This is a genomic window from Prosthecodimorpha staleyi (assembly GCF_018729455.1).
Lineage (GTDB): Bacteria > Pseudomonadota > Alphaproteobacteria > Rhizobiales > Ancalomicrobiaceae > Prosthecodimorpha > Prosthecodimorpha staleyi.
On the sequence record NZ_JAHHZF010000007.1, the window covers coordinates 114506 to 128008 of the forward strand.

Annotated in this window: 11 protein-coding genes; 6 read left to right on the forward strand and 5 right to left on the reverse strand. The window is 67.8% G+C overall.

What is annotated here, in order from left to right:
* Position 1 precedes the first annotated feature (1 nt).
* The gene (locus tag KL771_RS15110) at positions 2–487 is read left to right on the forward strand and encodes a hypothetical protein (RefSeq protein ID WP_261969384.1); all 486 of its coding nucleotides are present in this window, start codon (positions 2–4) and stop codon (positions 485–487) included.
* 8 nt (positions 488–495) lie between these two features.
* Entirely contained in the window at positions 496–990 is a 495-nt protein-coding gene (locus tag KL771_RS15115; RefSeq protein WP_261969385.1) for a hypothetical protein, read from the forward strand.
* 243 nt (positions 991–1233) lie between these two features.
* Here KL771_RS15115 and KL771_RS15120 read toward each other — a convergent pair whose 3' ends face one another.
* Together KL771_RS15120 and KL771_RS15125 are read right to left on the reverse strand one after the other, a co-directional pair.
* Positions 1234–2592: a multidrug effflux MFS transporter gene (locus KL771_RS15120; RefSeq protein WP_261969386.1), complete on the reverse strand. Its 1359-nt coding sequence runs from the start codon at positions 2590–2592 to the stop codon at positions 1234–1236.
* Positions 2589–3119, reverse strand: a complete 531-nt coding sequence (locus tag KL771_RS15125; RefSeq protein WP_261969387.1) for a MarR family winged helix-turn-helix transcriptional regulator — start codon at positions 3117–3119, stop codon at positions 2589–2591. Before KL771_RS15125 ends, KL771_RS15120 begins: the two co-directional genes overlap by 4 nt.
* A gap of 308 nt (positions 3120–3427) precedes the next feature.
* On the opposite strand from KL771_RS15125, the gene typA reads away from it, so the two are divergent.
* Complete coding sequence (gene typA / locus KL771_RS15130; RefSeq protein ID WP_261969388.1) at positions 3428–5251, forward strand: translational GTPase TypA; 1824 nt, start codon at positions 3428–3430, stop codon at positions 5249–5251.
* Between the two features lie 128 nt (positions 5252–5379).
* Here typA and KL771_RS15135 read toward each other — a convergent pair whose 3' ends face one another.
* Positions 5380–5502 carry a hypothetical protein gene (locus KL771_RS15135; RefSeq protein ID WP_261969389.1) on the reverse strand — a complete coding sequence of 41 codons (123 nt, stop codon included), beginning with the start codon at positions 5500–5502 and terminating at the stop codon, positions 5380–5382.
* 271 nt (positions 5503–5773) lie between these two features.
* Positions 5774–6358, reverse strand: coding sequence for a hypothetical protein (locus KL771_RS15140; protein WP_261969390.1), 585 nt, complete (start codon positions 6356–6358; stop codon positions 5774–5776).
* A gap of 131 nt (positions 6359–6489) precedes the next feature.
* Between KL771_RS15140 and KL771_RS15145 the strand changes: the two genes are divergently transcribed.
* Both KL771_RS15145 and ppa read left to right on the forward strand, forming a co-directional pair.
* Entirely contained in the window at positions 6490–7002 is a 513-nt protein-coding gene (locus tag KL771_RS15145; RefSeq protein ID WP_054359231.1) for a GNAT family N-acetyltransferase, read from the forward strand.
* A gap of 187 nt (positions 7003–7189) precedes the next feature.
* Positions 7190–7741 carry an inorganic diphosphatase gene (gene ppa, locus KL771_RS15150; protein WP_054359232.1) on the forward strand — a complete coding sequence of 184 codons (552 nt, stop codon included), beginning with the start codon at positions 7190–7192 and terminating at the stop codon, positions 7739–7741.
* Positions 7742–7864: 123 nt separating this feature from the next.
* On the opposite strand, the gene KL771_RS15155 is transcribed toward ppa, so the two are convergent.
* A complete protein-coding gene (locus KL771_RS15155; protein ID WP_261969605.1) occupies positions 7865–8410 on the reverse strand; it encodes a peroxidase-related enzyme in 546 nt (181 codons plus the stop codon).
* 212 nt (positions 8411–8622) lie between these two features.
* Between KL771_RS15155 and KL771_RS15160 the strand changes: the two genes are divergently transcribed.
* Entirely contained in the window at positions 8623–13434 is a 4812-nt protein-coding gene (locus KL771_RS15160; protein WP_261969391.1) for an NAD-glutamate dehydrogenase, read from the forward strand.
* The last annotated feature ends 69 nt before the right edge of the window (positions 13435–13503 follow it).

Sequence of the window (13503 nt, forward strand, 5' to 3'; positions counted from 1 at the left end):
CATGAAATTGTTGCCTCCACAATCATTTTTCGACCTCAGCTATGACGATGCCTATTCGGACGCAGCAAGCGCCAAGCTTGCTTTGGATTTCGATGGCGCCATTCGGGATCGATTTCTAGCGAAAATCAGTTTTCACGGCGTGATTCAAGACGAAGAATTCGACAGGATTTCCAATGATATTGAGGATCTGATCAAGAGGACGATCAATCCGCAGATCAAGTCCGCGATTGCCAACCGCAATCCGAACTTTACTGCCGAGGAAGGCCGGGGACGTGCCACTCGCTGCGTAGATCTCATCTCGCCACGAGGCGAAGATGCGTTGTGGCCGATCACCAAGGCTTTGGTGGAAGAGGTCTATCCGGCCGAACCCGGCGAGAAGGCCGCCGATTTCCATCGGAAGCGCACAACAAGCTGCATGATCATTTTGCGATCGGCACACAAGGCGTTCCAGAGCGAAATCGCCAAAGCGGCTGGACGCAACACGTGAGTTCCAAATTGAACTGGATCCGCCTGCGTCGCTTCTGCCGGGATCCGTTCATCGAGCGGACCGCTCTCGGATTGCTCGCTCTGCTATCTGCCCTGATGGCGCTGAAGTCGAAACTCGAAGTTGATGCCGCGCCGGAGATCGACCGAATCGATCCGTCCCTGCTGCTTTGGGCAGCGCGATTTTACGGCGTTTTCTTCCTGTTCTGGTTCTTGAGCCACATGGTATTTCTTCTCGCAGCACCGCGTTTGGTTTTCGACTACAACAACAAGGAGCAATACCTCGATGCCTCATTGAAGATTCACAGCTCCATTGAAAAGAATCTCACTGAACAACGAGACAAATATATACAAATCTGGAATGAAGAAATAAACAAATCAAAGCCCGGACAGTATCTTACAATTGTTCTGCAATCCACCGCGCTTCTATCCTTTCTAGCGTCGCTGATTTTTGTGTTTCTCCTGATGCGAAAGCCGGTCCTGTATGTCCTTGGCTTGGCCGGTTGAATCGAGTGGATTCCTGTCCCGTCAGACGCTCGGCCAAGAAGCGCCCGATCTCTTCGCCAGCGATTTCGGCGCGCCGGACGAGCCGGTCTGCTTCTTGGTCTGAATGACGAGCGGTCATGACGGCGTCTCCGGCTTCACGGTTCCACACAAGTGAAACACGATGGCCGCCCCGCGACTACAGACCCTGCGTGCAAAAGGAATCGCCATGGTTGCAATTCCTTACCGCAGCTGCACACAATCACTCTAGCTCTGGGTCCTCTGACCCGCCTTCGGCGCCAGCAGGGCGGCGGCCAGCGCGATGGCCATCATGGCGGGCAGGATGGTGCCGATGGCGGTGACGGGATCGCCGAACAGGGCGGCCGCGAGGCTGCCGAGGAGGCCGCCGCCCATCTGCATGAAGCCGAGTAGCGCCGCGGCGGCGCCGGCCATGTGCGGGAAGGGCGCCAGCGCGCCGGTCGACGGGCCGGGCATGATCAGGGCGAGCGAGAAGGCGTAGACGCCGATCGGCAGCATCACGGTGACGAAGGTCGGCGGCACGCTGCGCATCAGCACGGCGAGCACCAGCGCGGCGGCGAGGCCGAGCAGGATGCCGGGCATGACCAGCCGGTTGGCGTCGAAGCGGATCAGGAGCTTGCGCATGATCAGGCCGCCGGCCGCGAAGGACAGCGACTGCGCCATCATGCCGAAGCCGAACTGGGTCGGCGTCAGGCCGGCGCGGTCGATCAGCACGAAGGGCAGCATGGTGCCGAGCGCGTAGAGTGCACCGATGCCGGCGCCGAGCACCGTCGACGGCACGATGAAACGCGGATCGACGATCAGCCGGCCATAGACGGCGATCAGCCGGAACGGATGGACCAGGGCGGGATCGGGCCGGCGGTTGGTCTCCGGCATGGCGAACATGACGAGGCCGATGACCACGGCGCCGTAGAGCACCATCAGGCCGAAGATGGCGTGCCAGCCGAGCAGTTCGAGCGTGATGCCGCCGATCGTCGGCGACAGGGCCGGGCCGATCGCCAGCATGATGCCGATCGTGTTCATGATGCGGGCGGCATCCTGGCCGGTGAACAGGTCGCGCACGATGGCCCGCGCGATGGCGACGCCGGCGGCAGCGCCGATCCCCTGCAAGAGGCGAGCGGCGAGCAGGATGTCGACCGTCGGCGCCCACAGGGCGAGCGCCGAGGCGACGAGATAGAGCAGCATGAAGGCGAGCGTCACCGGCCGCCGGCCATAGGCGTCCGAGAGCGGGCCGCAGACCAGCTGGGCCAGCGCGAAGCCGGTGAAATAGGCGGTCAGGGTCAGCTTGACGGTGGCGATCGTGGTGCCGAAGGCGGCGACCAGCGTCGGCATGGCCGGGGTATAGAGCGCCATCGAGATCGGGCCGAGCGCGACCAGGATGGCGCCGAGAACCGCCGTGCGGCTCGCCGACATGGCCGGAGGGGCCGCGGCGGCGTCTGCCGCGATCGGATCGAGCGAGGGCGTCAGGGCCGCGTCGGCCTCCGCCATGCCGGCCGCGGCGAGCGGCTCGGCGGAGACCGGGTCGGGCGTCGCGGGTTCGGCTTCGGGGATCGAGGCGGCGGCGGCAGGCTTGAAAGGCATGTTCATGCGGCGGAGGCTCCCCGGTCGCTTCCCAGACCGTCGAGATTGGTACGGATGCGGCGCAGGAGGTCGCGCAGCGCGTCGACCTCGCTCTCGGCGAAACCGGCGGTGACCTCGGCCTTGACGGCCGCGCCGATCTCGATCAGCCGCGCCACGGTCGGGGCGGCTTCCGGCGTGGTGCGGATCAGCTTGGCGCGGCGGTCGGCCGGATCGGGCAGGCGCCGGATCAGGCCGCGCGCCTCGAGGCGATCGAGAAAGCCGACCAGCGTCATCGGCTCGATGCGCATGGTCTCGGCCAGCGCCGCCTGTCGTGCGCCTTCGAGGCGGGCGATGCTGACCAGGGTGCGGGCCTCCGCGGCGGTGAAGTCGTAGCCGGCCGCCTTCAGGGCGCATTCGAGCCGCCGCCAGAACAGGCGCGTCACGTCGGACAGGATGACGGCGATGGATTCCTCGGCCGAGCCGGGAGCGGGAAGGCCGCATATGGGCTGCGGTGGGGCGCCGATCGAGGGATCGGCGGGCATTTCGGATATCATGACGGTTTCCAGATGATCAGGCTGCCTTAATATATGGACCCAAGACGACCTGTCGATCCCGCACCGCCGCATGGCTCGACTGCGTGCCGGTGCGGGATCCCGGGGTTCGGATCGGAAGCCGGGAGAGATCGATCGGAGCGGCCGTCATCGCCGCGTCACGCGGAGCGGGCCTCACTGTCGCGGCGGTTCGCCTTGCGGCGCAGCATGGAAAAGGTTATGCACAGCGCCAAATTCCCAGATCGACCGACGACCTCGAAGGAACGCGGTACGGGCCCGGAGCAACGGGCGTGCCGCGGCGAAGGATTTCCATGAAGCTGCGCAACATCGCCATCATCGCCCATGTCGACCACGGCAAGACCACACTGGTCGACGAACTGCTCAAGCAGTCCGGCTCCTACCGCGAGAACCAGCGGGTGGCCGAGCGCGTGATGGATTCCAACGAGCTCGAAAAGGAGCGCGGCATCACCATCCTGGCCAAGGCGACTTCGGTCGTCTGGAAGGACACCCGGATCAACATCGTCGACACCCCCGGCCACGCCGATTTCGGCGGCGAGGTGGAGCGCATCCTGAACATGGTCGACGGCGCCATCGTGCTGGTCGACGCCGCCGAAGGCCCGATGCCGCAGACCAAGTTCGTGGTCGGCAAGGCCCTCAAGGTCGGCCTGCGCCCGATCGTGGCGATCAACAAGGTCGACCGCTCGGATGCCCGCATCCAGGAGGTCGTCAACGAGGTGTTCGACCTGTTCGCCGCGCTCGACGCGACCGACGAGCAGCTCGACTTCCCGATCCTCTACGGCTCCGGCCGCAACGGCTGGATGGCGCTGAGCCCCGACGGCGATCAGGGCAACGGCATGGCGCCGCTGTTCGACCTGGTGCTGCAGCACGTTCCCGAGCCGACCGTCGAAGAGGGTCCGTTCCGGATGATCGGCACCATCCTGGAGGCCAACCCCTTCCTCGGCCGCATCATAACCGGCCGCATCTCGTCCGGCACCATCAAGCCGAACCAGTCGATCAAGGTGCTGACCCGCGACGGCCAGATGCTGGAGCAGGGCCGCATCTCGAAGATCCTGGCCTTCCGCGGCATCGAGCGCACCCCGATCGAGCTCGGCGAGGCCGGCGACATCGTCGCCATCGCGGGCCTGACCAAGGGCACCGTCGCCGACACCTTCTGCGACCTCTCGGTCGACACTCCGCTGCCGGCGCAGCCGATCGACCCGCCGACCGTGACCATGTCGTTCATCGTCAACGACAGCCCGCTCGCCGGCACCGAGGGCGACAAGGTCACCAGCCGCGTCATCCGCGACCGTCTCCTCAAGGAGGCCGAGGGCAACGTCGCGCTGAAGATCGAGGAATCCGAGGACAAGGACTCGTTCTTCGTTTCCGGCCGCGGCGAGCTGCAACTCGCCGTGCTGATCGAGACCATGCGCCGCGAGGGCTTCGAACTGGCCGTCTCCCGTCCGCGCGTGGTGATGAAGCGCGACGAGGCGACCGACGAACTGCTCGAGCCGATCGAGGAAGTGCTGATCGACGTGGACGAGGAGCATGCCGGCGTCGTCGTTCAGAAGATGAGCGAGCGCAAGGCCGACATGATCGAGATGCGGCCCTCGGGCGGCAACCGCCAGCGTCTCGTGTTCTATGCGCCGACCCGCGGCCTGATCGGCTACCAGTCGGAACTGATGACCGACACGCGCGGCACGGCGATCATGAACCGCCTGTTCCACGCCTATGCGCCGTTCAAGGGCGACCTGCCCGGCCGCCGCAACGGCGTGCTGATCTCCAACGATGCCGGCGAGGCGGTCGCCTACGCGATGTGGAACCTCGAGGATCGCGGCCCGATGATGATCGAGCCCGGCTGGAAGGTCTATCAGGGCATGATCGTCGGCGAACACACCCGCGAGAACGATCTTGAGGTCAACGTGCTCAAGGGCAAGAAGCTGACCAACATCCGCGCCGCCGGCAAGGACGAAGCCGTGCGCCTGACCCCGCCGATCCGGATGACGCTCGAGCGCTCGCTCGCCTGGATCCAGGACGACGAGCTGGTCGAGGTCACGCCGAAGTCGATCCGCCTGCGCAAGACCCATCTCGACCCGAACGACCGCAAGCGCCAGGAGCGCCTGCGCGAAGCCGGCTGAGCCTGCCAGTCATCGCCCTGCCCGGCTCCTCGGCCGGGCTTGATCGGCGCGCGAATCCTGAAAACACGAAGGCCGCGGGTCGGATCGACGCCGCGGCCTTTTCGTGTGGACTTCAGGTCCGGACCCGATCAGGTCTCGTCGGCCAGACGGCCATAACGACGGCGGGCTTCCCGGCGCATCTGCTGGGCATCGGCCAGAACGTCGTTGATTTCGGACAGGGTACGGCGGATCGACTTCCAGACGGGACGCATGACGGCCTCCATGGTGAGTGGCGAGCCCTCGGGTCCTGCAGCGCTTCCGTTCGATCTTGGTGTCGATGACGATCCCAATATAGGGTCTTCGCAAACGCATCGTTACAGGCGCGACTTGACGTCAGACCTGCGCGATACGCAGAGCTTACTTCAATCGTTTCAGTCATTTCGGAGACGAATGAAACGATTTAAGCGTTCCTGAGCATCGGCATCTTCCGCAGGACGCAAGGGGCCAGACCGGCGACGCGCGATCAGGCCCGCAGAGGGGCGGTTACCGGAAATCCTCGCCGACCTTGCCGTACCATTTCGGGGAATTGCCGTAGCAGACCCAGCGGGCAGCCTCCTCGTCGGCGACGCGCGCAGCCAAAGCGTTGGCGTCCGGATTGGCGACCGCGTCGACATAGCCGAACACGCAGGTATCGGTCGCGTCGCGGCCGAGGCGGACGATCGCCAGGACCGAGCCCTTGCGACCGTCGACACCCCAGATATACCGGAAAATGGCCGATTCCGGCACGATCGCGTTGCCGCGGCGCGGGCCGCGCCACTCGACCTTCGGGCCGGTCACCGAGAATTTCGGAAAGTAGTGGTAGTCGTCCTCGAAGCGGCGCGCGCGGCTGAAGGCCACGCCGGCCCGCAGGTCGCCTTCGGCAACGAACACGTTCCAGCTGCCGTAGCCCTTGCAGCGCCAGGCATAGGGCTCTGGCTTGCCGTTCTCGTCGCCGTCGGGCGGAGCGCTGTCGGTGACCGCGCAGCCCTTCAGATCGAGATCCGTGAAGGCGTTCTCGGCCGCTGTGACCGTGCCGGCCGCCAGGACGAGCGTGCAGGCCGCGATTGCGACGGCAAGGTGTTTCGGCATCGGATCCTCTCCTCCGGCGACAGGCGATCAATCTAGCGAAGGTCCGGCCGGCCAGCCACAATGCAGGCGCGGCCCAGGTCCCGACATGTTCCCTCTTCCGCCGCGGCGCGGACACGGATACGCTTCGTTCCATGAGACTTGGACAGATCGGTGTCCGGCGGGCGACCGCGAAAGATGCGGAAGCCATCGCCGGCATTCACGACGAGGCCTGGCGCCTCGCCTATGGCGGCATCATTCCGGGCGGCAACCTGGAACGCATGGTTGCGCGCCGCGGACCGGCCTGGTGGGCGAAGGCGGTAGAACGCCGGGCCGCCATCCTGGTGATCGAGGTCGGCGGACGCATCTGCGGCTACGCGACCATCGGGCCGAGCCGGATGCGCATGCTGCCCTTCGCCGGCGAGGTCTACGAGATCTACATGAAGCCGGAATATCAGGGCCTGGGATTCGGCCGGCCACTGTTCGAGGCCGCACGCGACGAACTGAAGCGCTACGGGTTCAAGAGCTTCGCGGTGCGGGTCCTGCGCGACAACGAGATGGCGCAAGGCTTCTACCGGCGCCTGGGCGGCGTGCAGGCAGCCGAGACGTCGGAACGGATCGGCGACCGCTCGCTGCCCGTCGTCGTGTTCGGCTGGCCGGCCCCCTGACGGGATCGGGCGCACGGATGGCCGTCCGGATGTCGCCACGACGTGACGGGTTGCCGGCCCGATCATCATGCCAAGGTCGCCTTTCGTTTCATGCTGCAATGCAGTAGGAACGGCCGACTGCGGCCGCGACGGATGCGGCCGGCGCCAAGCGAACCGGGCGGACAGCCGCCCGCGAGGAGACGACGACATGCGTATCGACGCCATCCCGGTCGGCAAGAACCCGCCGCACGACATCAACGTGATCATCGAGGTTCCGATCGGCGGCGAGCCCATCAAATACGAGATGGACAAGGCCTCCGGCACCCTGTTCGTCGATCGCTTCCTCTACACCTCGATGCGCTATCCCGGGAACTACGGCTTCGTCCCCCACACCCTGTCGGACGACGGCGACCCGATCGACGTGATCGTCTGCAACACGCGCGAGATCGTGCCCGGCGCGGTGATCAACTGCCGCCCGATCGGCGTGCTGCACATGCAGGACGAGGCCGGCGGCGACGAGAAGATCCTGGCGGTGCCCTCGTCTAAGCTGACCAAGCGCTACGACAAGGTGAAGTCCTATGCGGACCTGCCCTCGATCACGATCGAGCAGATCCAGCACTTCTTCGAGCACTACAAGGATCTGGAGCCCGGCAAGTGGGTCAAGGTCGTCTCCTGGGGTGACGAGCAGGAAGCCGGCCGCCTGATCCAGGAGGCGATCGACCGCGCGGCCGCCGCCAAGAAGACCGAAGCGGCGGAATGAGACCGGCGGGCCGACGGACGGCGTCGGACCGCGCCCTTCCTTGACGACGACCATCCGACGGATGCGACCGGCATCCGTCGGATGGCGCCCCTGCTGCCGCTCGGGCGCGGAAGTTTCAACCCGTCAACGCGCCTGGGCGTGATATTCGGCATTCGGACGCATGTCGGTGCCGATGCCGATCCGGTTCGACATGTTGAAGAAGCCGGTCACCGCGACGATGTCCCAGATGTCGCGATCGGAGAAGCCCGCCGCCGTCAGGGCGGCGCGGTCGGCGTCGACGACTGCATGGGGCATCTCGGTCAGCTTCCAGGCGAAATCGAGCATGGCGACATGGCGCGCCGGCAGCCGCGCCGCGCGATAGTTCATGACCATCAGTTCGCCAAGCACCGGATCGCCGGACAGTTGCCGCACGGCGGCGCCATGCGCGGCCAGGCAGTAGTAGCAGCGGTTCGCGCTCGACACGACCACGGCGATCATTTCCCGTTCAAGCTTGCTGAGCCCCGAGGGCGCCAGCATCAGGTCGTTATACATCGCCGCGAAGGCCTTCAGCTTGGCGAGATCGTGCGCATAGGCGGCCAGCACGTTCGGGATGAAGCCGAGCTTCTCCATGCATTTCTGGAAATAGGCGGCCGTCTCGGCATCGAGATCGGCGGCCGGCAGGTCGAGCATGACCGGGCCCTCGGGCTTGCCGTCGGCGGCGCGATCCTGCCGCGGCAGCGCTCCCGAAGCCGGCACGGTCGCCTTCTCGGGCTTCGGGACCGACTTTTTCGCAGGCTTTGACATCGAACGGTCTCCATCAGGCTGCCAGACTAGGCGCGGCGGTTCATTCGTGCACACCATGGGCGCAGAAGGAACCGACCCGAAGGTCGGGGGAGGACAGCATGCAGGATCGCGTGGCGGTGGCGAAAGACGGGCCGGCAAGGCTCGCGGTGGAGCATCTGGCGCGGGACGGCCAGGACGACCTCGCCCGCTTCGCCGATCTCCTTTTCGGCCGCGGCCCGGCCGAGGATCTCGCCCCCTACGACCCGGTCGATCTCGCCGTCTTGGCGAGCGGCAGCTGGGAGCGGCTGGGCGAACGCCGCCTCGGCCGCCCGCGCATCACCGTCGCCAATCCGGACGCGGCGTCCGGGGCCGCCTTCTCGGCGATCACGATCATCGAGATCCTGAACGACAACATGCCGTTCCTGGTCGATTCCGTGATGGGCGAGCTGACCGATTCGAGCCTCGGCATCCGCCTCGTGCTGCATCCGATCGTCACGGTCCGGCGCGACTCGACCGGCCGGCTCGAAGCCTTCAAGGGCGCCGAGGTGCCCTTCGAGGGCGAAAGCCGGGAAAGCCTGATCCATATCCATGTCGACCGGATCGCATCGGAGGCCGAGCGCGCGGCGCTCGCCGAGCGGCTCGATGCCACGCTCGCCGACGTGCGCGCCGCCGTCACCGACTGGCGCGTGATGCTGGCCCGGGTCGACGCCGCCATCGCGGCCTACCGCACCAGCCCGCCGCCGCTCCCCGTCGAGGAGACCGCCGAGGCGCTGCAGTTCCTGCAATGGCTGCGCGACGACAACTTCACCTTCCTGGGCCTGCGCGAGTATGCCAACCGGCCGGTCGACGGCACGGCCCGCATCGAGCGGCTGGAGGGCTCCGGCCTCGGCGTCCTGCGCAACGAGGCGCTGAAGGTGTTCCGCCGCGGCGAGGCGGCGCTGAACAGTTCGGTGGAACTGCGCGACTTCCTGCGCTCCACCCGCGCGCTCCTGGTCACCAAGGCCAACCTGCGCTCGCGCATCCATCGCCGCGTCCACATGGATGCGATCAGCCTCAAGCTCTATGGCGAGGACGGCGCGCTGTCGGGCGAACTGCGCCTGGTCGGCCTGTTCACCTCGACCGCCTATACGCGCTCGACCCGGACCATCCCGTATGTCCGGCGCAAGGTCGACCGGACGCTCGCCCAGGCCGGCTTCGACCCAACCGGGCATTCCGGCAAGGCTCTGACCAACGTCCTGGAATCCTATCCGCGCGACGAGCTGTTCCAGATCGACGAGCGCTCGCTCTACGACTTCGCGCTACAGATCATGGCGCTGGACGAGCACCCGCGCGTGCGCGTGCTCGCCCGACGCGACACGCTCGACCGCTTCGTGTCGGTGCTCGTCTACGTGCCGCGCGAGCGCTACTCGACCGACATCCGCGTGCGCATTGGCGAGTATCTGGAACGGGCCTTCGCCGGCCGGGTCGTCAACTGGCAGCCGGCCTTCCCGGAGGGCTCGCTCGCCCGGGTCCATTTCATCGTCGGCCGCTACGAGGGCGCCACGCCGGAGATTGGCCAGGAGGCGCTCGAACAGGCGGTCGCGGCGATCGTGCGTACCTGGGCCGACGGCCTGGCGGCGGCGCTGCACGGCCGCAACGCCGCCGAGCCGGCCGAGCGGCTGGCGCTGCGCTATCGCACCGCCTTCGGCGCCGCCTACCGGGAGGCGACCGAGCCGGCCGCGGCGGTGGACGACATCGGCATGCTGGAGCGGCTGACGCCGGAGCGCCGCGTCGCCATCGCGTTCCACCGCCGGCCTGACGACGGCACCGGGCCGATCGGCCTCAAGCTCTACAGCCTGGAGGCGCCGGTGCCGCTGTCCGACCGGGTGCCGGTCCTGGAGAATATGGGCCTGCGCGTCATCGACGAACGCACCTACCGGATCGAGCCGGCCGGCGCGGCGGCGGCCTATTTGCACGACATGACGCTGGCCCGCGCCGCCGGCGGCGGCGACGGCATCGACCCGGCCGACGAGGACCGCATCGAGGCGCTGTTCCTGGCGGTCTGGTACGGGGCGGTCGAGAATGACGGCTTCAACGCGCTCGGGCTCGCCGCCGGCCTCGGCTGGCGCGAGATCGCGGTCCTGCGGGCGCTCGCCCGCTACCTGCGCCAGATCGGCATCCCCTACCCGCTCGACTACATGTCCGGCGCGCTGGTGCGCGAACCGACCATCGCGGCCGGGCTGGCGCGCCTGATCGCCGTACGCTTCGGGCTCGAGGCCGGCGGCGACCGGGCGATCGCCGAGGCGACCGTGCAGCGCGAGATCGAGGAGCGGCTGGAGGCGGTCTCCAGCCTCGACGACGACACCATCCTGCGCCGCCTGCTCAATCTGGTGGGGGCCGTGGTGCGCACCAACCTCTACCAGCTCGGCGCCGACGGCCTGCCGCGCGACACCTTCGCGTTCAAGATCGACAGCCGCTCCGTCACCGCCATGCCGGAGCCGAAGCCGTTCCGCGAGATCTGGGTCTACGGGCCGCGCGTCGAGGGCGTCCACCTGCGCTTCGGCAAGGTGGCGCGCGGCGGCCTGCGCTGGTCGGACCGGCCGCAGGATTTCCGCACCGAGGTGCTCGGCCTGGTCAAGGCGCAGCAGGTCAAGAATGCCGTCATCGTGCCGGTCGGCGCCAAGGGCGGTTTCGTGCCCAAGGCCTTGAAGCCCGGCATGGCGCGCGACGCCTGGCTCGCCGAGGGCACCGCCGCCTACAAGACCTTCGTGGCAACGCTCCTCACCGTCACCGACAATCTGGACCCGGACGGCACCGTCGAGCCCCCCGCCATGGTGGTGCGTCACGAGGGCGATGACCCCTATCTGGTGGTCGCCGCCGACAAGGGTACGGCGACCTTCTCGGACACCGCCAACGGCATCGCCGAGGCGCACGGCTTCTGGCTCGGCGACGCCTTCGCGTCCGGCGGGTCGGCCGGCTACGACCACAAGAAGATGGGCATCACCGCGCGCGGCGCGTTCGAAGCCGTGAAGCGGCATTTCCGCGAGATGAACGTCGACATCATGACGACGCCCTTCACGGTCGCCGGCGTCGGCGACATGTCGGGCGACGTGTTCGGCAACGGCATGCTGCTCGCCCCGACCATCCGACTGGTCGCCGCCTTCGACCATCGCGACATCTTCATCGATCCCGATCCGGATCCGGCGACGAGCTTCGCCGAACGCAAGCGGTTGTTCGAAATGCCGCGGTCGAGCTGGCAGGACTACGACCATGCGCTGCTGTCGCCCGGCGGCGGCATCCATCCGCGCAACGCCAAGGCGGTCGAGCTGTCGCCGGAGGCGCGCGCCCTGCTCGGCATCACGGACCTCCGCCCGACGCCGCAGACCGTGATGCGCGCCATCCTGACCCTGCCGGTCGACCTGTTGTGGTTCGGCGGCATCGGCACGTACATCCGCGCCGCCGACGAGAGCGACGCGGCGGCCGGCGACAAGGCCAACGACGCCATCCGGGTCACGGCCGGCGAGGTCCGCGCCCGGGTGATCGGCGAGGGTGCCAATCTGGGTGTCACGCAGCGCGCCCGCATCGCCTATGCGCTGAAGGGCGGGCACTGCAATTCCGACGCGATCGACAACTCGGCCGGCGTCAATTCCTCCGACGTGGAGGTGAACATCAAGATCGCACTCGGCCAGGCCGTGCGCCGCGGCCGGCTCGACCTCGCCAGCCGGAACGCGCTGCTCGCCTCGATGACCGACGAAGTGGCCGGGCTGGTGCTCGCCAACAACTACCGGCAGACGCTCTCGATCAGCCTGTCCGAGCGGCGCGGCTTCGAGGATTTCGGCTACCAGCGCCGGCTGATGCAGTCGCTGGAGCGTGCCGGACGGCTCAACCGCGCGGTCGAGTTCCTGCCCGACGACGCCGAACTGGCGCGGCGCGAGAAGGCCGGCCAACCGCTGACGCGGGCCGAAATCGGCGTGCTGCTCGCCTATGCCAAGCTGGCGTTGAAGGAAGACCTGCTCGACAGCACCATGCCGGACGATCCGGCAGTGGCGGGCGAGCTCGCCGCCTATTTCCCGAGCCGGATGCGCGAGGCCTATGGCAGCGAGATCGCCGGGCACCGGCTGCATCGCGAGATCGTCGCGACCCGGCTCGCCAATGCGATGATCGACGGCGGCGGCGCCAGCCTGATCACCCGCATCGCCGACCAGACCGGCGCCGAGCCGGCGGCGATCGCGCGCGTCTTCGTCGCCGCACGCAGCATCTTCGGCCTGGACGCACTCGACCGCGCCATCGACGCCCTGGACGGACGGATCGCCGGGTCAGTGCAGCTCGATCTCTATGGCGCCGTGCAGGACAGCCTGATCGGCGCCATGGTCTGGCTCTTGCGCAACACCGCGCCGGGCTCCGATCCGGGCGCGTTGATCGCCCGCTTCCGGCCCGGCATCGAGGCGTTCGGCAGCGATCCGACCGCCCGCATGCCGGCGAGCCTGGCGGATTCGGCACGCCAGCGCGCGGCCGCCTTCGTGGCTGCAGGCGTGCCGGAGGGCCTCGCCGCGTCGATCGCCGCCCTGCCGCTGGTCGCCGCGGTGCCGGACGTGGTGCTGGTCGCCGAGCGGACGCGCGCCAGCCTCGACGAGGCGGCGTCCGCCTTCATCGGGGTCGCCGAACGGTTCCGCATCCTGCGGCTGTTCGAACTGTCGCGCCGCATCCCGGTCGCCGACTATTACGACGCCCTCGCGCTCGACCGCGCGCGCGGCCTGCTCGCGGATGCCCATCGCGGCATCGCCGCGGCGGCCCTGGCGGGCGACGGCGGCCTCGACGGATGGCTCGCCCGCCACGGCCAGGAGGTCGCGCGCACGCTGGGCGCGGTCGCCGAGATCACCGGCGCCGACGCCACCAGCGTCAGCCGATTCGCCGTCGCCGCCGGCCTGATCGGAGACCTCGCCGCGGCCTAGCCGCGGCCCGGATGGCATCGCAACACGCGCCGGCCGTCTCGGCCAGCCCCGAAACCGCAATCCCGGACA

What these genes read in the sequence shown, in the direction of transcription:
- typA (WP_261969388.1), top strand. Translation starts at nt 3,428, where the DNA reads ATGAAGCTGCGCAACATCGCCATCATCGCCCATGTCGACCACGGCAAG.
- KL771_RS15120 (WP_261969386.1), bottom strand. Translation starts at nt 2,592, where the DNA reads ATGAACATGCCTTTCAAGCCTGCCGCCGCCGCCTCGATCCCCGAAGCC.
- KL771_RS15125 (WP_261969387.1), bottom strand. Translation starts at nt 3,119, where the DNA reads ATGATATCCGAAATGCCCGCCGATCCCTCGATCGGCGCCCCACCGCAG.
- KL771_RS15160 (WP_261969391.1), top strand. Translation starts at nt 8,623, where the DNA reads ATGCAGGATCGCGTGGCGGTGGCGAAAGACGGGCCGGCAAGGCTCGCG.
- KL771_RS15135 (WP_261969389.1), bottom strand. Translation starts at nt 5,502, where the DNA reads ATGCGTCCCGTCTGGAAGTCGATCCGCCGTACCCTGTCCGAAATCAAC.
- KL771_RS15140 (WP_261969390.1), bottom strand. Translation starts at nt 6,358, where the DNA reads ATGCCGAAACACCTTGCCGTCGCAATCGCGGCCTGCACGCTCGTCCTG.
- KL771_RS15155 (WP_261969605.1), bottom strand. Translation starts at nt 8,410, where the DNA reads ATGCTCGACCTGCCGGCCGCCGATCTCGATGCCGAGACGGCCGCCTAT.
- KL771_RS15110 (WP_261969384.1), top strand. Translation starts at nt 2, where the DNA reads ATGAAATTGTTGCCTCCACAATCATTTTTCGACCTCAGCTATGACGAT.
- KL771_RS15145 (WP_054359231.1), top strand. Translation starts at nt 6,490, where the DNA reads ATGAGACTTGGACAGATCGGTGTCCGGCGGGCGACCGCGAAAGATGCG.
- ppa (WP_054359232.1), top strand. Translation starts at nt 7,190, where the DNA reads ATGCGTATCGACGCCATCCCGGTCGGCAAGAACCCGCCGCACGACATC.